This is a genomic window from Colwellia sp. MB3u-4 (assembly GCF_014077065.1).
GTDB lineage: Bacteria > Pseudomonadota > Gammaproteobacteria > Enterobacterales > Alteromonadaceae > Cognaticolwellia.
This window is the reverse complement of the sequence record NZ_JACGVE010000045.1, coordinates 128151-147607: the sequence shown is the minus strand read 5'-3', so window position 1 is coordinate 147607 and position 19457 is coordinate 128151. Positions and strand designations below refer to the sequence as shown.

16 protein-coding genes are annotated in these 19457 nt (G+C 38.2%); 11 read left to right on the top strand and 5 right to left on the bottom strand.

The annotated features are described in order from the left end of the window. Positions 1-11: 11 nt before the first annotated feature. The 3 genes from H4J61_RS01875 to H4J61_RS01865 all read right to left on the bottom strand — a co-directional run bounded on the left by H4J61_RS01875 (position 12) and on the right by H4J61_RS01865 (position 3391). On the bottom strand, positions 12-1445 hold the full coding sequence (locus tag H4J61_RS01875; RefSeq protein ID WP_182183151.1) for a COG3014 family protein: 1434 nt from the start codon (positions 1443-1445) through the stop codon (positions 12-14). Between the two features lie 345 nt (positions 1446-1790). Further along, positions 1791-2393, bottom strand: coding sequence for a DoxX family protein (locus H4J61_RS01870; RefSeq protein ID WP_182183149.1), 603 nt, complete (start codon positions 2391-2393; stop codon positions 1791-1793). A 641-nt stretch (positions 2394-3034) separates the two neighbouring features. Next, positions 3035-3391 carry a DUF2750 domain-containing protein gene (locus H4J61_RS01865; protein ID WP_182237225.1) on the bottom strand — a complete coding sequence of 119 codons (357 nt, stop codon included), beginning with the start codon at positions 3389-3391 and terminating at the stop codon, positions 3035-3037. Between the two features lie 189 nt (positions 3392-3580). On the opposite strand from H4J61_RS01865, the gene H4J61_RS01860 reads away from it, so the two are divergent. Together H4J61_RS01860 and H4J61_RS01855 are read left to right on the top strand one after the other, a co-directional pair. Next, positions 3581-4708 (top strand): GNAT family N-acetyltransferase, encoded by a 1128-nt coding sequence (locus tag H4J61_RS01860; protein WP_182183146.1) that lies wholly within the window; start codon positions 3581-3583, stop codon positions 4706-4708. A gap of 54 nt (positions 4709-4762) precedes the next feature. Beyond that, complete coding sequence (locus H4J61_RS01855; RefSeq protein WP_182183144.1) at positions 4763-5356, top strand: DUF938 domain-containing protein; 594 nt, start codon at positions 4763-4765, stop codon at positions 5354-5356. Between the two features lie 387 nt (positions 5357-5743). Here H4J61_RS01855 and H4J61_RS01850 read toward each other — a convergent pair whose 3' ends face one another. Both H4J61_RS01850 and H4J61_RS01845 read right to left on the bottom strand, forming a co-directional pair. Then, positions 5744-5914, bottom strand: coding sequence for a hypothetical protein (locus H4J61_RS01850; protein ID WP_182135332.1), 171 nt, complete (start codon positions 5912-5914; stop codon positions 5744-5746). Between the two features lie 26 nt (positions 5915-5940). Further along, positions 5941-6618, bottom strand: coding sequence for an alpha/beta hydrolase (locus H4J61_RS01845; protein WP_182183141.1), 678 nt, complete (start codon positions 6616-6618; stop codon positions 5941-5943). A gap of 397 nt (positions 6619-7015) precedes the next feature. Here H4J61_RS01845 and H4J61_RS01840 point away from each other — a divergent pair, with 397 nt between their 5' ends. The 9 genes from H4J61_RS01840 to H4J61_RS01800 all read left to right on the top strand — a co-directional run bounded on the left by H4J61_RS01840 (position 7016) and on the right by H4J61_RS01800 (position 19455). Continuing rightward, positions 7016-9784 (top strand): YdbH domain-containing protein, encoded by a 2769-nt coding sequence (locus H4J61_RS01840; RefSeq protein ID WP_182183139.1) that lies wholly within the window; start codon positions 7016-7018, stop codon positions 9782-9784. A gap of 2 nt (positions 9785-9786) precedes the next feature. After that, complete coding sequence (locus tag H4J61_RS01835; RefSeq protein ID WP_182135985.1) at positions 9787-9969, top strand: YnbE family lipoprotein; 183 nt, start codon at positions 9787-9789, stop codon at positions 9967-9969. A 54-nt stretch (positions 9970-10023) separates the two neighbouring features. After that, positions 10024-10356, top strand: coding sequence for a YdbL family protein (locus H4J61_RS01830; protein WP_182183290.1), 333 nt, complete (start codon positions 10024-10026; stop codon positions 10354-10356). A gap of 444 nt (positions 10357-10800) precedes the next feature. Next, the gene (locus H4J61_RS01825) at positions 10801-11847 is read left to right on the top strand and encodes an OmpA family protein (protein ID WP_182183136.1); all 1047 of its coding nucleotides are present in this window, start codon (positions 10801-10803) and stop codon (positions 11845-11847) included. A 149-nt stretch (positions 11848-11996) separates the two neighbouring features. Continuing rightward, a complete protein-coding gene (locus H4J61_RS01820) occupies positions 11997-12164 on the top strand; it encodes a hypothetical protein (RefSeq protein ID WP_182183134.1) in 168 nt (55 codons plus the stop codon). Positions 12165-12571: 407 nt separating this feature from the next. Continuing rightward, positions 12572-14917: a TonB-dependent siderophore receptor gene (locus tag H4J61_RS01815; protein ID WP_182183131.1), complete on the top strand. Its 2346-nt coding sequence runs from the start codon at positions 12572-12574 to the stop codon at positions 14915-14917. An 11-nt stretch (positions 14918-14928) separates the two neighbouring features. Further along, positions 14929-17106 carry an FAD-dependent oxidoreductase gene (locus tag H4J61_RS01810; protein ID WP_182183129.1) on the top strand — a complete coding sequence of 726 codons (2178 nt, stop codon included), beginning with the start codon at positions 14929-14931 and terminating at the stop codon, positions 17104-17106. 5 nt (positions 17107-17111) lie between these two features. Next, the gene (locus tag H4J61_RS01805) at positions 17112-17945 is read left to right on the top strand and encodes a DUF547 domain-containing protein (RefSeq protein WP_182183127.1); all 834 of its coding nucleotides are present in this window, start codon (positions 17112-17114) and stop codon (positions 17943-17945) included. A gap of 148 nt (positions 17946-18093) precedes the next feature. After that, positions 18094-19455: an ABC transporter substrate-binding protein gene (locus tag H4J61_RS01800; protein WP_404852054.1), complete on the top strand. Its 1362-nt coding sequence runs from the start codon at positions 18094-18096 to the stop codon at positions 19453-19455. Positions 19456-19457: the final 2 nt, after the last annotated feature.

The following is a 19457-nucleotide window of genomic DNA, read 5'->3' as shown; positions in this document are numbered from 1 at the left end:
GCATTAGTTATTTATAAATTTATCGTTTGATAACCAGTATAGCTACCGATAGCAGAAAAATTAATTAAGGTGATTCTATTTGGCTGCACGTCAACTTCAATGTTTTTTTGTTGTCCGTTTAGCTGCACTTGTAATACTTGCTTACCAGCGGGTAAATTCATCCGCACAATATCCACTTGATCGGGCAAGGTTGACCAACTTCGAGTATCTGCTCTTTCTGAGGCAATATTGTAAATACTGGCTAAAATATTACCGACATCACCAGCCTCTCGACTCAGTTTTTGTCGCATTTGTTCTTTCGCAACAACGCGAACGACTTGTCGGGTCAGCAGTGCGGGTAATTGATCTTGTAAGTCTTTCGCGGCTAACGATTGAATACGCACAATTTCATTCGACAAATAGCTTTGGTCTTGGTTTTTAAAGGTAAGTTTACTGTGCTTTGGTAAAGCCCCTTCATACACAGGTAAAGAAAAACTGAAAAACTTTAAGCCGCTGTTGCTTCGACCTATTGGCAGATTTAAGCCAATATCTTGCTTACTATTGACAATATCTTGCTCAATAAACACAACGACTTGCCCTTGCTCTTTTGACGTTTGTGCTTGATATTTTCCAAAGCGTTGTTGCAAGCTCGCTAAGTCGTCTTGCATACCTAACTTAGCGGCTAAGCGTAAAACATCTTGTTGCAAATAATGGTTCTCTGGGGATATTTCTATTGCACGCTTATAATCTATGTAAGCGTCATTTAGCTCGCCACTGGCTTCATACAAGATGCCAGAAAGATAAAAGGTAAAGGCATTTTGAAAACCATTTTTCACTTGACCAATCGCACTTGCCATACTTGGATAACCACTATATAGGCTATCTGTGGTCATGCCTGAGTTGTTAAGCTCCTTTTGCGCTTGATAGATTTCGTTTTTATAAGCTTTAAGTGCCTTCTCTTGCACTAAATTTGCGCGACGTACTTCAACTAATGCGCCAACTAAATCATGTTGAAATAAGTAATTTAGCGCCTGATAACTATGCAACATACTTTGTTCATAATAAGGCACTTGATAAGAGGTCGCATTGTCGTTACTGACAACTGCGCTTAAATTTTCAAAACCTTTACTGATTTGAATTTTTGCCTTGTTGCCTTGTTCTTCAATCTCAACATAGGCTTGAGCAAAGCTTTTTTGGCTAGCTTGCCAATCGGCGGCTAAAAATTCTAAGCGCCCTCTTTCAAGTAAATTTAAAACGTAACTGTTATTACTTTGAGCACGTTCACCTAGTAGGTTTTGCGCTTTAACAAATTCACCTTGGCGTTGGGCCGCTTTCACGGGTTTCATTTGGCTGTTATAGCCTTGAAAAAGATCAGTGAGCTCAAATGATGCACAACCAGATAAAGTTGTGATAATAATGCTGACAACACTACTGACAACCATGCGCTTAGGGAGGAAATTGATCATAAGAGTTAATTTATTTCCATAACATTTACTTACTACCGGTATTTGTCTCACTATATATTTATCTCATTATATATGAACGAGTTTATGAAGGTTATTAACTACTTTAGTTGCAAGTAAAAGTAGTCTTATTTGAGAGAGGTAGCAATACTTACTTTGTTGTTAAAGTGTAAAAAGAGGTAAGCAATTTATATCAACACTCTAAAAAAACTGCATCCTAAGTAACGCATTATTGTAGACCTGCAACAGCTAGTGCAACGGCTGTATCTTAAAATTTAGTTTTGGTATCTTGTTCATTATGTTCTCCGATTATTGTTGTATTTTTATATTGTTACCTTTGTAAGATATTTATGCGTTTGGTAATACTTTTCGTTTAAACCAGTAATCAAGGCTGACATAGCGCCCGCCACCGATAAAAAACAGTGCCAATAGCATAATGAAATAAGTCGCTGCGAACTCAATGCCATTATTTAAAATACTAATATTACCGCTGCTGGTAAGCCACTCGTAGTTACCGTGTTCTTGCAAAATAGAAACAATCATTTCTTTTTTCTCAACGCTTGCCTCTACTCGCTCGTTAGCAAATGGTGCATTAGCATCTGCAATCGCTTGCCAGCCATATTGTCCGTGCACAGATGTCATCGCTATCAACATAGTAAACATCAAAGGCACAGCCATTAGGCGCACGCCTAAGCCAAGTAATAAGGCAATAGCACCAATAACTTCAGCACCTACGGCTAAAATGGCCATAATATAAGGAAAGGGTAAACCTAAGCCCCAATCGTCATTACCAAACCATTGCACAATATTATCAAAACCCTCTATTTTAGTGGTACCCGCCATCCAAAAAATAGGCACCAAATACAAACGCAAAAATAATGGCGCAAGAAAATCCAATTTTTTTGTTGAATTTAATATGTCATAACTTTTTTCCAATATTGCTTTAATCATGCTTTATTCCTATTTTTTTAAGCGTAATGTTTAACTTTATTTTACATTACCCATTTATTGCCAAAATAATTAATTGGTTCTACAACATTAGTTCGACAGCTTTATCTCTACATCACAGGTAACTGCATAATTTGACCCGATAAGTTGTAAAGCTATTTCATTATTTTTAGTGACGGTAGGATTAAAATATAGCTAATAATTTTTTGAAATATAAATGAAGTTTATCGGTTCCACATACCGCCAAGGCTTTAATAATTATTTAAAATAGCTATCTAATCCCTTATTAATTTAATGTAACAGACTGAAATTAAATGTAAAAAATAGCATGACACTTTCTGTCTAGGTGATTTTATCCATTGCCTAAAAAGAGAATAAATGACATTTAAACCGCTGAAATTAATAAATTCATTAAATAAAAAAATACTTTTTTATTATTTTGTCGAAAAGACAAGTTGCCGTTTAGGAGAATTTAGGACTTAACAATAAATAACGGGCAATAATAACCGCTAGATATTTGCCTGGAGGGAGCTATGAACACAACATATTGCAAGCATAAGCTGCATTGGTCTGGCAATATGTGTGTTCACTAACGCGATAGTAGGCGCTATAAGGTTAACATGGTAACCGTTTGGCTTGGCTAGTTATAACGTTTCAACTGCTGCCAGTGCTTGAGTAAACTCAGGCAGTTCTAACTCCAAACATTCATCATTTTCTTGCCAATTGATACCGATAATAACGCCATCTTCGAGTAAGTCTTCAATCCAAAATTCCATCCAATCAGCTAACGTAATAGCCGCAGGTATATAATCAGCCCACTCTTCAATACAATGACTTTTGGCCAGTGCTTGTGTTGACCAAAGTGGCATAACTTCAGTGTTTTCAAAGTTAATTGAATCAAGTACCACCCAATCTTCGCTGTTTTTATCTTGTAACGCCCAAATTATTTGTGTTTCTTTAACTTGATTTAAAAATGACTTCAGTGTTTTTTCAATGCTCATTGGTTTCATTACCCTAATTACGTTTTTAACATTATACCAAGTGAATTAAATCTAAAGATATGAATTTGTTGTTACAGGTAAATATTGCTCAGGAATTGCCACACATTCGTTACTTAAAAAGCTTTATACCTATTAAATTAACCATCTGTTAAGCTGCAGAGATGAGTAACTTAAGTAACAGAATAATCATTGAAAATTGAAATCGTAAATAATATTTCAGCTATAGCTGAACAAGACTGGCAACGGCTAAATCGACAGCCATCGGTGTTTTCAAATTATCAATTTCTCCAGTGTTTAGAAACGAGTGGCTCGGTTAGTGGTGCTCAAGGTTGGCAACCTCATCACTTACAATTGCGTGATAACGATAAAAATGAAATTAACGCTATTCTGCCCATGTACGTTAAATCTCATTCATGGGGAGAATATGTTTTTGATTGGGCATGGGCCGAAGCCTATGAAAAGCATAATATGCCCTACTACCCTAAATTAGTCGCTACTACGCCTTTTACACCGGTAACTAGCCATAAATTATTATCCAACCATGTTGGCCTTGCTGATGTTTTCGAGGTATTAACACACCATTGCCAACATAAAAACTTAAATAGCTGGCACTTATTATATTGCTTACCAACACAGCAAAAGTCTGATGATGTTTACCAACGTAACACAGTGCAATTTCATTGGCTAAACTATAACTACCGTGACTTTGACGATTTCCTCTCACGCTTCACCGCCAGAAAAAGAAAAAACACTCGCAAAGAGCGTCTTTCAATGGCGCAACAAAACATTGAGATTAGACGCGTTACCGGTAAAGATATTAGTGAAAAAGAACTTGAGTTTTTCTATTTAACTTATCAGCTAACTTATTTAAAACGTGGACATACACCACATTTATCGTTTAATTTTTTTAAGTCAATAGTAGAAAAGTTACCTGAGCATATCTTGCTGATCATCGCTAACTGTAATGGCGAAGACATCGCTTGTGCTTGGTTATTTTTTGACGACAAGCATTTATATGGTCGCTATTGGGGTTGCACGAAGAGTTATAACAATTTACATTTTGAATTGTGTTACTACCAAGGCATAGAGTTTTGTATTGAAAATAAACTGAGCTTATTTCACCCAGGCACCCAAGGTGAACACAAAATAGCCCGAGGCTTTGAACCTAAGCTAACCACGTCATATCATTGGATCAAACATGCAGGCTTCAAACCTGCTATCAAAGCCTTTTGTTTGCAAGAACAACAACAAATGCGTACTTATCAAGCGCAGTGCCAAACACTACTACCTTATAAGTTAAACAATGAAAACGGTTAGTCACGCTAATAATCATATGAATAAAAAACTGAGTGAAAAATTGAGTAAACAACCATGAACAAACCCTTCTCCCAAGCCTGTGAGAACAATAAAGTCGCCATTTTAGCTGCGCTAGCTGATAGCTTTAGTGCCAGTAAAACTGTGTTAGAGGTCGGTTCAGGCTCTGGCCAACATGCGGTGTTTTTTGCACCCAACATGCCATGGTTAAGTTGGCAGACCAGCGATATATTGTTAAATCATCAAGGTATTAGCCAATGGTTAAGAGAATATCCTGCAGGTAACTTACTTCACCCAATTGAACTTGATCTCAACCATCCTTGGCCAATTGAAAAAATTGACGCCATATACACAGCAAATACCTTGCACATTATTAGCTGGCCATTAGTGCAAGCATTTTTTAGTGGTGTATCACAACATTTAAATCAACAGGGTAAATGTTGTGTTTATGGGCCATTTAATTATCAAGGCCAGTACACAAGCGAGAGTAATGCCGGTTTTGATATCTGGCTCAAAGAGCGTGATAGCCAAAGTGCTATTCGCGATATTGAGGCGATAATGGCCTTAGCGGATAGTGTGGGTTTATCGCTAGAAAATGATCATGCTATGCCAGCAAACAATCGCTTATTAGTCTTTCAAAAGCTGGGTTAATTCATTTATCTGCTAAGGGGATTAGTATTAAAACCATGATTGTTAAAAATATTGTTGTTAAACCCGTTATGGTTAAAAATACACTACGTTGAGCTAGTTATGGACAAACTGACCATGGATAGGCTAAGCGCAATAAAAACTACAGCGCTTGAGCTGCAAAGACTTTTACCTATGGGTTTTGAGCTCAAAACAGTAGAGGAATACAAAATGAGTCAGAGAAAAGATACTGACTAGAATATAAATTAGTGGTCAGTTTTACTTGACCACTACGCAGGATGCTCTAAGTCTTCATCATTTTTCATAAATGCTATCTTTTAACTACAAAGCTTGGTGTCTCGTCGAAATAACTTAGCAATAGTCAGCTGAAAACAAATTAATTCAAAATCACTAGTCTGGAACTTTCACCGAAATTTCAATTGATTTAGCATCACCCACAAGCCACTTTTGTAAATAGATACTGCCCATAGCTTCAGCCTTACCTGGCTCAGCTACTTCTTTAAAACGGATACTATTTTTGTTTTCTTTCTCAAAAACAAGTTTAACCTTAACTTCTGGCATGTTATCTCCCCTTCGATGACTTAGCTTTACGCTAGATTTAAACGTGCCACTAACCATGTGGCAATATCACGGATTTGTGTTGGATGAACACTATGCGCCATCGGATAAGTTTGCCATTTTACTGGGTAATTTTTCGCATTAAGTAAGGTATTAGCCATTTTACCTGCACTTAAAGGCACAACATCGTCATTATCGCCGTGTTGTTGCAAAATTGCTGTATCGCTATTTGCCGCACTTAGTTGCTCGGGTAATGCATCAGCGTTAGGTAAATAGCATGATAACGCCATAATACCTGCAAGCTTTTCAGGGTAACGCAAACCGGTAAACAGGCTCATCACGCCGCCTTGGCTAAAGCCCGCTAAAATAATATTCTTTGCCGGTATACCCGCTGTAACTTGCTCGGCAATTAATGCTTGAATTTTGACTTCAGATTTAAGCACACCGTCCATATCAGCACGGTTATGTAAATCCATACTTTTTATGTCATACCATGAACGCATGACATGGCCTTGGTTAATAGTCACGGCTTGCTCTGGCGCATGTGGAAACACAAAGCGTACCGCGTGATTTTTAGGCAAACTTAGTTCTGGCACAATAGGCGAAAATCCTGCACCTGAGTCTCCTAAGCCATGTAACCAGATAACACAGGCTGTGGCGGGTGAAGTAGGTTCTATGGTAATACGTTCTAATGGAACAGCTGACATGCGTCTCTCTTTATAGTCTTTACGTGAAAAATGCCAATATCATAACGCTTCTATAGCGTAATACCAATCTCACTAATTATCTGATCATTTTTACTGGTTAAAATAACCAACTACTGCGTTATTTATTTAATAATTAGAACAACTAGTTATTAAAATAAATGCCTTATATTTGGCCATTTTCCCTGCGTATAAAGTAGACCACCTAATTAGTGAAATTGGTATAATTAAAATATTCTCATGAGTGAGAAAATCATAATTTTTTCGTGAGCTCTTTTGTAGCTAGGTATTTAAATCCATGATTTTGATTGATCCTATGACTCAACAGCCATAAAGTAGTGGTACAAAACGGATTAAACAAAGCCAGAAAGCCCATGGACGAAGGAATAAATATCCACAAATGATAGTCCCCAAAAAAAGCTTAATTGCTATTGTACTAAGCGTCATTATAACTACCCTCTTTTTGGTCTATTTTGCTCGCGTTGCTATTGTAAAAAACTTTAGTAATGATGAATTGGCGTTATATGACGTAAAAATAACCTGTCTAGACTTTCACTTCACCACAGATTTAGAACTGGCGATAAGTCACTTATGCCTGCAAACACCGCAAGCAGATATCAATATTGAAAATATGGCAATCACCTTTTCATTAGCTGCTGAGCAAAAAATTCAACGCATCGATATTGCTTCAATAACGGTCAAAGGCACAGCAGACTTGCTTACTCTATTCAAAAGTAGCCCGAAAAAAAATAACCCAGAAAGGTTAACAGAACAGCTAAATACTTATTTAACGCAACTTGAACAGCTTAAGTTACCTTTTAATATTCAGGTGGCAGCGTTAAGTTATTCACCTTTTTCGCCGGAAAATAGCAGTACAATAAATAGCAGTAATGCCACAAAAAAAGCACCTTATACAGGCCAACTTTCAGTTAGTGAAAATACCCTAGGGTTTTCATTAAAAGATCTTCAGCATAGCGTTTTATTATCTGTTGATTTATCGACTAACCCGCATAAAAAAGCCCCCTTGGCCTTAAAAATATCGGGTCAGTTAACCCCTTTAAAACAGTTTTTATTCGCACATAAACTACCGCTAGCGCCGGCAATAGTAAAATCTTTAGGCTCGCTTAACACTAGCGGTGAATTTTATAGCTTATTAAATTATCAAGCAGGACAATTAACCTTAGACTGGCAATTAAAAGATTTTTCACTTGCCGCTGCTCAAGGTATTGAAGCGAGTGGACCCTTTGAACTCTTGGGCACGCTTAATCTGCACAGCAAAATCAACTTAAACACGGCTAATTTAAGCACGTCTAACTTAAGAAAAAAAACCTCAAAAAAAGAAGATAAAGCGTTTAAAAGCCCTGCTGAACTTGAAGTTGAATTTCAACATAACAACAGCTTGCAGCTGCAATATAGTCAGCCTCACCTGATTGATTACTTAAACAACAACGCGCTATCGCCTTTACTCATCACGCTACTAAAAGACAACCCCGTTGAGCAATTAACCTTTCAGCCAAAGGGCAAATTAACTTTTAACCTAAACGATCAACAGCTGTCGTTATCTGGCATAGCCATAAAGGCAGAAAGTGCTCAGCAAGTGCATCAACTGAACTTAGATAATATGGCCTTTAACCTAAAGCATTATCTCAACGTTGACCCAAGTCGCAACAATAATTCAGTAACAGAAGACCCAGCAAAAGAAAGTCCATTATTGGCAAAACTAAATTTTAAACTTGATAGCCCACTGTTAGTCTCAAGCATTAATAATTTCACTTATGCATCGGTTATAGTCAAGCTGCAAGGGTCTATTAGCCAAAACCACGCGCAAACAATCATAAACCTTGATGAAAACTCATCGTTTATTAGCAACAAGATCGCCATGTCGACAAACCAAAAAACAACGAATAAAAAGCTATTCTCGATTAAACAGTTAACCACGAAAGTACAAGGCAGTGTAGAAATACACCACCCGATTCAACAACAAACCGCTATGCAAGGTCAAAACCCTGTACAAGTTAACAATAAGGCGCAAATACAAGATAAGCGTGCCATTAACTTAAATGTAAAAGTGCAAAGTCAGGCTGAAAAATTGCGTGTGGGTAAAATGATTGCAGTCAAAAAATTAGCGCTAAGCAGCACTGTTGCCGGTAATTTAAATAACATTGAAATAAATGCTACAGCCACTGCCGATAATGTAGCGCTAGGAAATTTAACAATATCGGGCGCAGTAGATAAACCTAACATCGCATTAACGGCTGAAGCGTTACAGTTAACTGACCTGCTTGCTCTAAATCTTGAATTACCAACAAAAATAGCCTTAGTTGAAGGCACATTGAGCTACAGCGTAAAAGGTCAGGTAACTGATTTAACAGATTTTGAAAAAACAGCACTCGCCATATCAATAGCAATGAAATCAGTCAGCGGTGAAGTAAATGGCATTTGGCTACAAGAGCTTAATTGGCAGCAAAACTTACAATTTTTAGCGGGTAAGTTAACCACGCTGCATGATGTATCTAAAGATCAAAAAGAAAACCTAACGATTGCATTGATAGATATCCCAACACCGGTATCTAAACTCTCCGTTAACACCGCTTTGAGTTATGAAAAAGACTTTACAATATCAGCGACAAAAATCAAAGGTGATATATTAGGCGGTAGCTTTGCCATTCCAAACATTCAATGGCCACTTGAGCATGGCCATTCAGTTGACGTTCAGTTAACTAGTATAGACTTAGAGCAAGTGTTGGCGCTAGACAAAAAGCAAGGTATTGTAGTAACCGGCAACATATCAGGCCAGTTGCCTATTAGTTATGATGGCGAAAAATATACAATGGGAAAAGGCGAACTGCATAATGTGACTAATGGCCTTATTCAGGTGATGAATAATCCGGCGGTAGCTGAGCTAAAAGCGAATAACAGCCAGTTAAAGTTAGCGTTTGATGCCCTGCAGAACTTGCACTATCATCAGTTGTCTTCTGATATTTCAATGGCAGATGACGGCTATATGTTATTAAAAACGGTGATTAAAGGCCGAAATCCAGACATCGACAACGATGTGAATCTGAACTTGAATTTAAGCTATGACTTATTAGGCTTGCTTGAGTCAATGTCAATTACCGAACAATTTGAAGAACGTATTATCAAAGGTTTACAAAAAAATAAGGAGTAAGTATGAGTAAAATACTAACCACAGTGTTAGCTATTTTTATAATCAGTGGCTGTACACATAAAATAGAAGTTAGCGCCAAAGAACCGATCACGATTAATTTAAATTTAAAAATTGATCATGAAATCAGGGTAAAAGTCGATAAACAACTTGATGACATTTTTAGTGCCGATAGCGACGTATTTTAAGGAGTAATTATGAATAACTTATCTAATAGATTATCTAATAAATTAACTAGTAACATGACCAACAACATAGTTAAAAAATTAACTTGTGCGCTGCTAGCTGTAACCATGACATTTTCCGCATGGGCTATTTCACTAGACGACGCCAAGCAACAAGGCTTGATTGGCGAAATGCAAAACGGTTACTTAGGCTTAGTAGTAGAGAACGTTGAAGCGCAAAGCTTAGTGACGAGTGTTAACGAAAAGCGTAAAAGCATTTACCTTAACCTAGCGCGTAAAAATAACATCACCATGGCGCAAGTCACCGCACTAGCCGCTGAAAAAGCCTTAAATAAAACTCAGACTGGTCATTTTATTCAAAATGCTGCTGGGCAGTGGGTAAAAAAATAACCTTGTAACAAAATCACTTACAAAGTTGCTTACAAAGTCAAAATAATAGCCATGTAAAGAGGGGGAAATAAGCCCCTCTTCTTAATCTCAGTTCAACTCAATTCGGCGCTGTCACTTTAACTTAATATACCTAGCAGCCGCCTGTAACATAAAAATCACCCTACTTTTATTTTCAATTATCATTTAGGCATTAGCTCTCGCTAGTTCTTTGCTAGTTCTCAGTAGAATTAATTACTTACAACTAAAATATATCAAGATTCTCAGTTGATCTTAATCAAAATAAACGAGGTAATATGTAGCGTTTTATAAAAATAATTGTCAAAATACGTATTAGAAACTTAGCTGAGAAATTAATTTATGACTTTCTTTAATCATCTTCGTTATACAAAAGTTATACAAAACAGAATTTATTAAGATTATTTAGACCTAAACAAGGAATTACCAATGAAAGCATTTAAAATTTCTCTACTCGCAGCCCTTATTAGCTCACCACTAGCTGCTGAAACTATTGATAAAACATGGGAGCTTGGCGTCTTTGGCGATTACATAAAGTCGAGTACTAACAAAGAAGCAAGAATGGATTGGGACCAAATTGAGGCTGGTAAATCTATCGGTATCGATTTACAAAAAATTATTAATGACTACTGGAATGTGCGCGTTGAAATTGCAAGAACTCGCTATGACGTAAACAACGGTACTGATAAAGATTATGGTACTCGTGGAGGCGTTGACGCTATTTACAAACTAGAAGATAGCGATTTATATATGTTTGCTGGCGTAAAACGCTTTAGTAACGTGAGAAGCTACAATGCAGTAAATATTGGTGCCGGTTATAACTTTGAGGTTAACGACCGTTTATCTTTTTACAGTGAAGCCGCTATTTATAAAGATGTTGATTATGGTTATATCGATCAGGGTGTAAAATTAGGCCTTAAATATGCCTTTGGCGATGTTAAGCAAGCACCGGTAAGCATCAAACCTACAGTAGCAGCAGTACCCGCTGTTGTAGCAAAAGTTTTAGACAGTGACAACGATGGTGTTAACGACAACATTGATCGCTGTGCTGACACACCTGTGACCGTGAAAGTAGATTCTATGGGCTGTACTTTATATTCAGAACATGCCGTTGAAATTAAGCTTAATATTGCCTTTGCTAATAACAGCTCTATTGTTAAGCCGGCATTAGTTGATGATATTCAAAGATTAGCTGATTTTATGAAAGAATATACTAATACATCAGTTGAAATTGAAGGACACAGTTCAATTACAGGTACTGCCGACTACAACTTAATGTTGTCGAAAAAACGTGCAGAATCAGTAAAAAGCATCCTGGTAAACAAGTTCAATATTGACGCTAGTCGATTAACGGCTAAAGGCTATGGTCAAACTCAATTATTATCAACAGATAATACCATTGCTGCCCATAAGTTAAATCGTCGTGTTGTTGCAAAAATTGCCACAAGCGTAAAAGAAGTCGTCACTAAAGGCTAGTTTTTCACTTATGACTGAGAACAAAGTTATTTTAATCACTTTGTTCTCAAATTAACCACGACATGTAAGCCTATAGCCAAGTCACTTCAATAAGTATAATTTTGCTACTTTTGATGGTTTGGCTGTATATTTATTAAGATCAAAAGTATATGTTGAAGAAAGTGCATAAGTCTACCCTAGACTTTATTAACAAAAATATTCAAACTAACGCTAATTCATCATCTTACCCCGTACGTAGACAAACAGAAGAAAAAATAATATCGCCTCCTGCTGTAACACCCATCAAGCTCAACACTGCTGTTGAAGACAAAGATTAATGCGTATTTTGATTTTTTACTGGGCCAAATCTGGTTTATATTTAAATCCTCAAAAACTATAAATGGGTTAACCATCAGTAAATTTCTAACATCAACTACAGCTCTTTCAATTTAGCTCATCAATACTCTAAAAAAAACCTAAGTAATATTGCCAATATTTTCACTATCGTTATTGCCTTCATTAGTACCTTAACTTCGTTTTATAGCTTATGTCTTTTTAATCGATCCTTTTTTAATCGATCGATAAGAAATTTTAAAACGCTATTTTGACTAATGACTAAGATTAAAAGCCAATATAAATTAAAAGCCTGAAATTTATTATTTTTAATCTCGGTCTAGACTGACATAACATTTTTAATAAGTTCATAATCAAGCATGATTAATAACAAAAAATTAGGTACTCTCAAATGAAATACAGTTTAATAGCCCTTAGTATGCACTTTATTTTTCACGCTCAAATAGCTAGTGCTGAAGAAGCTAAGGAAACTGATGTTGAAGTTATTGAAGTTGCAGGTCAACGCATTATTAATCATGGTTTTTCGCCCAAAAACACCAAAATCAATGGGCCATTTGGCGATGATTTAGGCTTGGCTGACATTGCACGTTCTATGACGCCTATTACTAGCGCTATGATGGAACAATTAAACATAACTGACTTGCAGGATATTTTAGCCGTAACGCCAAACAGTTACTCAGCCAGTGGTTTTGGTGCGCCAAGCTTACCGACTTTACGTGGTCAGTTAGGCGAGCTTTTTCAGGATGGCATGCGCCGACAAGCCGGTAATAACGGCTTTGGTGTACCACTTTCTTTTAATTCTGTTGATCAGCTTGATGTAATAAAAGGTGCGCCACCGGTATTATTTGGCAGTAGCCAACGTAATGGTGGTTTTGTTAATTTACAATCTAAACGCGCATCGACTGAAAAAAGTGCTGCAAAAGTAAAACTTAGCGCAGGTCGCTGGGATCAATACAGTGCACAACTGGATATAGGTGCGCCAATTATTGAGGGTGAGAGTGGTTTTAGAATCAGCGCAGAGCATATTGATAATGGTAGCTTTTACGATTACTCAAGCTTTAAAAGTGACAGCTTTTACGCCGCCTTTCGTTTATTGCCTGATAGCCAAAGCACGTGGGATATTAACCTTGAATTATACCAAGTTGAATTTACCGACAATGCTGGCATTAATAGGCCAACACAAGCGCTAATCGACAGCGGCTTATATATTACCGGCCAGGGCGTACAAGCTAATGGTAGCCTTATACCCGGCGCTGGAGCAGTAATTTCGCCAACCGGACAAGTACAACTTAGTCGTAGTAGGGTATTAACCGATCCTGATAATGAAAACGAAGCTAACACTTTTTTATTGCACAGCATCTACACCCGCGAACTAAGCAGCCAAACACAATTAAAAAATAGCACGTATTATCAACATTTAACCCGTGACGAAATTGCTCAGAATAGCTTTGTTGAGATCATAGATGCTGCTGATACCGCGCAAAACCGACTTGAGCTAAGTCATGATTGGAATAATCAGCAACAAACCATTGTCGCCTTTGATGTCCGTTATAATAAAGTGCGCGGTTATAGCCAATTTACCACAGAAGCTGACGACCCTATTGATTTAACTGGCCCTGTTGAGAGCCGCCGCATTCCCCTAACGGTAGAACAACAAGCTAGACTTGTGGAGCTGCGCCCCGGTCTATTTGTTTCACCCGGTGGTCAGTATGATGTCAATAATGACAACCTTGGTGACTATTCGTTATCAGATACTACCGACTCTACTAGCTGGCAAACGGGCTTTGCCATTCAACAAGACAGTCAATGGAGCGATCGTTTAAGAACAAACTTTGGTTATCGTATTGATTTTTATGATGTAAAAGCACGAGATCCTATTGCACCTACTGGGCAGAAAGCGGCACAAGATAGTATTAATAAAACCTTACATTCAGGCCAAGCCAGCGTTAATTACAAGCTTAATACTGATTTAACTATTTATGCTGCAACGAGTTATAACGAAGCAACTTCAAATAGTATGGCCGGTGGTAATTCATTAGGCGCTGATAACTTAATTAATACACAGAACTTTGCCACTGAAAACACGCTAAATGAAGTGGGCATTAAATATATACCCAACAACAGCGCTTGGTATATTGACGGAGCATTGTTTAATCAAAGTCGTAGCTTACGTAATCGTGACGGCAGTAACACCGGCATAAAAACCAAAGGTGTTGAACTGCAAGTGTTTTATGATGCTGCGCCCTATTGGTTTAACATAGGTTACAGTTATCTTGATGCTCGTTATGACAATTCTGCCAGTAGTCAAAGTTCGTCGAAAATTGCTGATGCCTTTGATAATTCTCGTCCCGACATTATTCAAGGTACTAGCGTAGGTGCACCAAACTTCACCGCTTTTCCTCGTTCTAATAGGCGTGTACAAGGCATACCAGAGCAATCATTAAGTATTAATGGTGGCCTTTATATTACAGAATCTTGGCAAGCAGGCTTTGCGGCATTATATACCTCAAGTTACCCACTAGATTTTTTAGCAACCGTAAACATACGCGATCAATACACCTTAGGTCTTAACACCAGTTACCGAATTGGCGAGCAGACTAAATTGCGTTTCGATATCAATAATGTCACGAATCAAAAGAATTGGCGGCCAGTCTTTGAAGGCGGATATTTTGGTTCAACCTTAGTTTTTCCTGAATTACCTATTAATGCCAAGTTCACAATACAGCACAGTTTTTAAGGACAATTTTTATGTTTAAGAAGATACTATTATTCGTTATCGCCATTACACTGGTGGCATTGTTTTTTCATTTTGATCTCAATAGGTTACTTACTTTAGAGGGATTAAAAGCCTCAATGGCGCAATTTGGCCAGTGGCGCGAACAATCGCCATTATTGGTTATTGGGGGCTTTTTTACCCTTTACGTTTTGGTCGCTGCGCTGTCATTACCTGGCGCTGCCATTTTAACCTTGGCTTCAGGCGCTTTGTTTGGCTTAGCCCAAGGCTTGGTTATTGCCTCATTTGCCTCTAGCTTTGGTGCACTATTAGCCTTCTTGGTCTCACGTTATCTACTGCGCGATACCATTAAGGCTAAATTTCCTGAACGCTTAAAAGCCATTGATGCTGGTGTAAAAAAAGAAGGGCCATTTTATCTGTTCACCTTACGTTTAGTGCCTGTTTTTCCTTTCTTTTTAGTTAATTTATTAATGGCGGTTACCGGTATTAAAGCCTGGACATTTTATTGGGTCAGCCAAATAGGCATGTTTTTAGGCACCATGGTTTATGTTAACGCCGGTACGCAATTAGCTGAAATAGAGAGCTTGTCTGGTATATTATCACCTAAGCTTATTCTCTCTTTTGTGTTACTCGGTCTTTTACCCCTTATTGCTACAACTATCATTAACAAAATAAAACAACGTCAAGTCTATAAAAAATGGCAAAAACCTAAAAGCTTTGATCGTAACTTAATTGTTATCGGTGCCGGCGCTGGTGGTTTAGTCACCAGTTATATCGCCGCGGCTGTAAAAGCAAAAGTAACGTTAATTGAAGCAGGTGAAATGGGCGGCGACTGTTTAAATTATGGTTGTGTTCCAAGTAAGGCAATCATAAAAAGTGCAAAAATAGTCGATCAAATTAAACAGGGTGAACACTATGGTTTAGAGAACGCGACCCCAGAGTTTTCTTTTAAGAAAGTCATGGCACGTGTTCACCAAGTGATTGCCGATATTGCGCCACACGACAGTGTTGAACGTTACACTGACTTAGGTGTAGAAGTTATTAAAGGCTACGGGAAATTAATTAATCCGTGGACTGTAGAAATTAAACTTAACGATGGCACCATGCAAACATTAACCGCTCGCAGTATTGTTATTGCCACTGGTGCTCGTCCATTTGTACCACCGCTACCGGGTATTGAAACCAGTGGTTATGTTACTAGTGATATTTTATGGACAGAATTTGCCAAACTTGATAGCGCACCGAAAAAATTAGTGGTATTAGGCGGCGGACCTATTGGCAGTGAACTTGCACAAAGTTTCGCTCGTTTAGGCTCACAAGTGATACAAATTGAAATGGCTGAACGCATCATGATCAGAGAAGACCTTGAAGTCTCTGAATTTGCTAGTCAGTCATTACAAAAAAGTGGCGTAAATATTTTAACTTCTCACCAAGCTTTACGTTGTGAACAACGTGACGGTAAAAAATTCATCATGGTGAAAAACCTTAAGCACGAACAAGGTACAGATCAAGAAGAAGAAATAGCCATTGAATACGACCAGTTATTATGTGCTGTTGGCCGCGCTGCTCGCTTAGAAGGTTACGGCCTTGAAACATTAGGAATAGAAACTAACCGCACCATTCAAACCAATGAATATTTAGAAACTTTATACCCTAATATATTTGCCGCAGGAGATATTGTTGGTCCTTATCAGTTTACCCATGTTGCAGCACATCAAGGCTGGTATGCCGCAGTTAATGCATTGTTTGGTACCTTTAAAAAGTTTAAAGTCGATTACCGCGTTATTCCATGGACAACCTTTATTGATCCAGAAGTGGCACGTGTCGGTATTAATGAACAAGAGGCTATTGAACAAGACATTGACTATGAAATTACCCGATATGATTTTGCCGAGTTAGACCGCGCGATCACTGACGGTGCGGCCAATGGTTTTATTAAAGTTATTACGCCAAAAGGCAAAGATAAAATACTCGGTGTGACGATTGTTGCTGAGCATGCCGGTGATTTACTCGCTGAATTTGTATTAGCAATGAAGCATGGCTTAGGCTTAAATAAAATTTTAGGCACGATTCACAGCTATCCAACGTGGGCTGAAGGCAATAAATATGCAGCAGGTGAGTGGAAACGTAACCATGCACCAGAAACCGTTTTAAGCTGGTTAGAGAAATTCCACACCTGGAGAAGAGGTTAATACCCATGATTAACTTAAACAAAGCCATCTCAAGGGCTAAATCTTTGCCGTTAGCTGTATTGTTACTGTTAAGCACAGTTTTTAGCGCCGTTAGTACGGCACAAGAGATCTTGCACCAACCATGGCAGGCTTTATTAACTCAGCACGTTTCGCCAATTAATGATGGTCATTCAAGCCAAGTAAATTATGCCGGCATGAAAACTGATCATGTAAAGCTAACGGCTTATTTAACTGCCCTTGGTAAGATTGATAAACAAACATTTGAGCAATGGCCTGCCCCTAAGCAATTGTCATTTTTGATCAATGCTTACAATGCTTGGACAGTTGAACTAATTCTAACGGCTTACCCTGATATAAAGTCGATAAAAGACCTTGGTAGCTTCTTTAGTTCGCCGTGGAGTAAGCAATTTATTCCTTTGTTAGGTGAAACGCGCAGCTTAGACAACATTGAGCATGAATTAATTCGTGGCGATAATAAATATGGCGACCCGCGTATTCATTTTGCGGTTAATTGCGCCAGCATTGGCTGCCCTGCTTTGCGTGAAGAAGCTTATAGCGCTGACAAACTAGAGCAACAATTAAGTGAGCAAACGATACGTTTTTTAACCGATAAGAACCGTAATCGTTTTACTGAAGATGCAATGGAGCTTTCCGCTATTTTCAAATGGTATGGCGATGACTTCACACAAGGCTTTCGTGGCAGTAATTCTCTATCTGCTTTCGTATTGCTCTACCGTGAAGCATTGAACTTAACACCAGCGCAACAAGCAGGTTTAAAGTCGGAAGATATGGCAACGAATTTCTTAAATTATGATTGGGCACTCAATGCCGCTAGGTAAATCGAAGTGTTTTTTGAATGGTGAAAGGGGTCGTTTCTCGACTCTTTTTGCCACTCATTTTCCACATCAAGCGGTCATATTGTTATCGTATCAACAAGCCAATAACTTTATGGCATCAGTATCAAAAACCTCAAGGGTTAAAGCAGTTATGCCCGCTGTTTGGTTACCTAGGTTAAGGTTTTTAGCTGGGTTCACCCTGCTGTTTACCATGCTATTTACTATAAGCTCATTAAGTTATGCCAACACAGCCTTTGCAGCGGCCCCTGAAACAAGCTCAGTCGCTAAAGTGAACAATGTATTAATATCAAACAACTCACCGATACAAACAAAGTGGAGTACGGGAGAAACATTAGGAAAAAAAACCTCAGTTTATTTTCATGCTTGGGGCGGTGACCCGCAAATTAATAGCTATATTCAATGGCTTGCTAAGCGAGTAAAGCAAGAATATAACATTGACTTACAGCATGTAAAACTAACCGACACCAGCGAAGCTGTTAGTCGTGTTTTAGCAGAAAAGTCAGCAAATAATCATCAGCAAGGACAAGTTGATTTAGTTTGGATCAACGGCGAAAATTTTGCATCAATGGCGAAGTATCAACTATTAGCGCAAGGCTGGGTTTCACAATTACCTAACTTTTGGCTAACAAACCCCAGAGAGAATGAGGCAATGACCCGTGATTTTGGTTTGCCAACGCAAGGTATGGAAGCGCCTTGGGGACAAGCTTCGCTAACCTTTTATTACACACCTTCAACTAATATCAATAAGCCAATAAACGCATATCAAGATAGTATTCGCCATGCGCCAAAAAACATTAGCCAATTATTAACTTGGGCTGAGCAAAACCCTGGTCGCTTTACTTACCCAAAACCGCCTGATTTTTTATCATTAAGCTTTTTAAAATATGCCCTAATCACACTTAATCAGCATCAGCCAGCGCAAGTAAAGTCAGGTCTATATCAAGCAGTAACAACACAAAGCCAAGCTACATTGCTACCCGTTTTATGGACATTTTTAGATAAACTGCATCCGTATTTGTGGCATCAAGGGCGATATTTTGTTGCCAGTGGCACAGCATTACAAAGACTGGTTGGTGACGGTGAGATAAACTTAGGTTTTACCTTCTCTGCTGCGCAAGTACCGGCAGCGGTTGAGCGCTATAACTTACCCAAAAATACTCGTAGCTTCGTCATGCAAGATGGTAGTTTAAGTAATATTCATTTTATCGCTATTCCTTATAATGCCGCGAATAGTGATGCCGCAAAAGTGGTCGCCAATTTTATGCTCAGTGTTGAAGCACAGGCTAAAAAACAACAAGCTAAAATATGGGGCGACAGCACGGTTCTCGATGTGCCGAAATTAAGTCAGCAAGAGCAATTATTGTTTAGTATTGAGCAGCAACACCCAAGCGCCTTACCTGTTAGCAGTAAAATCACAGCATTAAGTGAGCCCCATCCCAGTTGGTCAATATTATTAACCCGTGAATGGTTAAAACGTTATGGAGCGCAATAACA

Excerpts from the sequence above, each read along its gene's own strand:
- H4J61_RS01875 (WP_182183151.1), bottom strand. The coding sequence starts at position 1,445 with ATGATCAATTTCCTCCCTAAGCGCATGGTTGTCAGTAGTGTTGTCAGC.
- H4J61_RS01870 (WP_182183149.1), bottom strand. The coding sequence starts at position 2,393 with ATGATTAAAGCAATATTGGAAAAAAGTTATGACATATTAAATTCAACA.
- H4J61_RS01865 (WP_182237225.1), bottom strand. The coding sequence starts at position 3,391 with ATGAGCATTGAAAAAACACTGAAGTCATTTTTAAATCAAGTTAAAGAA.
- H4J61_RS01855 (WP_182183144.1), top strand. The coding sequence starts at position 4,763 with ATGAACAAACCCTTCTCCCAAGCCTGTGAGAACAATAAAGTCGCCATT.
- H4J61_RS01850 (WP_182135332.1), bottom strand. The coding sequence starts at position 5,914 with ATGCCAGAAGTTAAGGTTAAACTTGTTTTTGAGAAAGAAAACAAAAAT.
- H4J61_RS01845 (WP_182183141.1), bottom strand. The coding sequence starts at position 6,618 with ATGTCAGCTGTTCCATTAGAACGTATTACCATAGAACCTACTTCACCC.
- H4J61_RS01840 (WP_182183139.1), top strand. The coding sequence starts at position 7,016 with ATGATAGTCCCCAAAAAAAGCTTAATTGCTATTGTACTAAGCGTCATT.
- H4J61_RS01835 (WP_182135985.1), top strand. The coding sequence starts at position 9,787 with ATGAGTAAAATACTAACCACAGTGTTAGCTATTTTTATAATCAGTGGC.
- H4J61_RS01830 (WP_182183290.1), top strand. The coding sequence starts at position 10,024 with ATGACCAACAACATAGTTAAAAAATTAACTTGTGCGCTGCTAGCTGTA.
- H4J61_RS01825 (WP_182183136.1), top strand. The coding sequence starts at position 10,801 with ATGAAAGCATTTAAAATTTCTCTACTCGCAGCCCTTATTAGCTCACCA.
- H4J61_RS01820 (WP_182183134.1), top strand. The coding sequence starts at position 11,997 with ATGTTGAAGAAAGTGCATAAGTCTACCCTAGACTTTATTAACAAAAAT.
- H4J61_RS01815 (WP_182183131.1), top strand. The coding sequence starts at position 12,572 with ATGAAATACAGTTTAATAGCCCTTAGTATGCACTTTATTTTTCACGCT.
- H4J61_RS01810 (WP_182183129.1), top strand. The coding sequence starts at position 14,929 with ATGTTTAAGAAGATACTATTATTCGTTATCGCCATTACACTGGTGGCA.
- H4J61_RS01805 (WP_182183127.1), top strand. The coding sequence starts at position 17,112 with ATGATTAACTTAAACAAAGCCATCTCAAGGGCTAAATCTTTGCCGTTA.
- H4J61_RS01800 (WP_404852054.1), top strand. The coding sequence starts at position 18,094 with ATGCCCGCTGTTTGGTTACCTAGGTTAAGGTTTTTAGCTGGGTTCACC.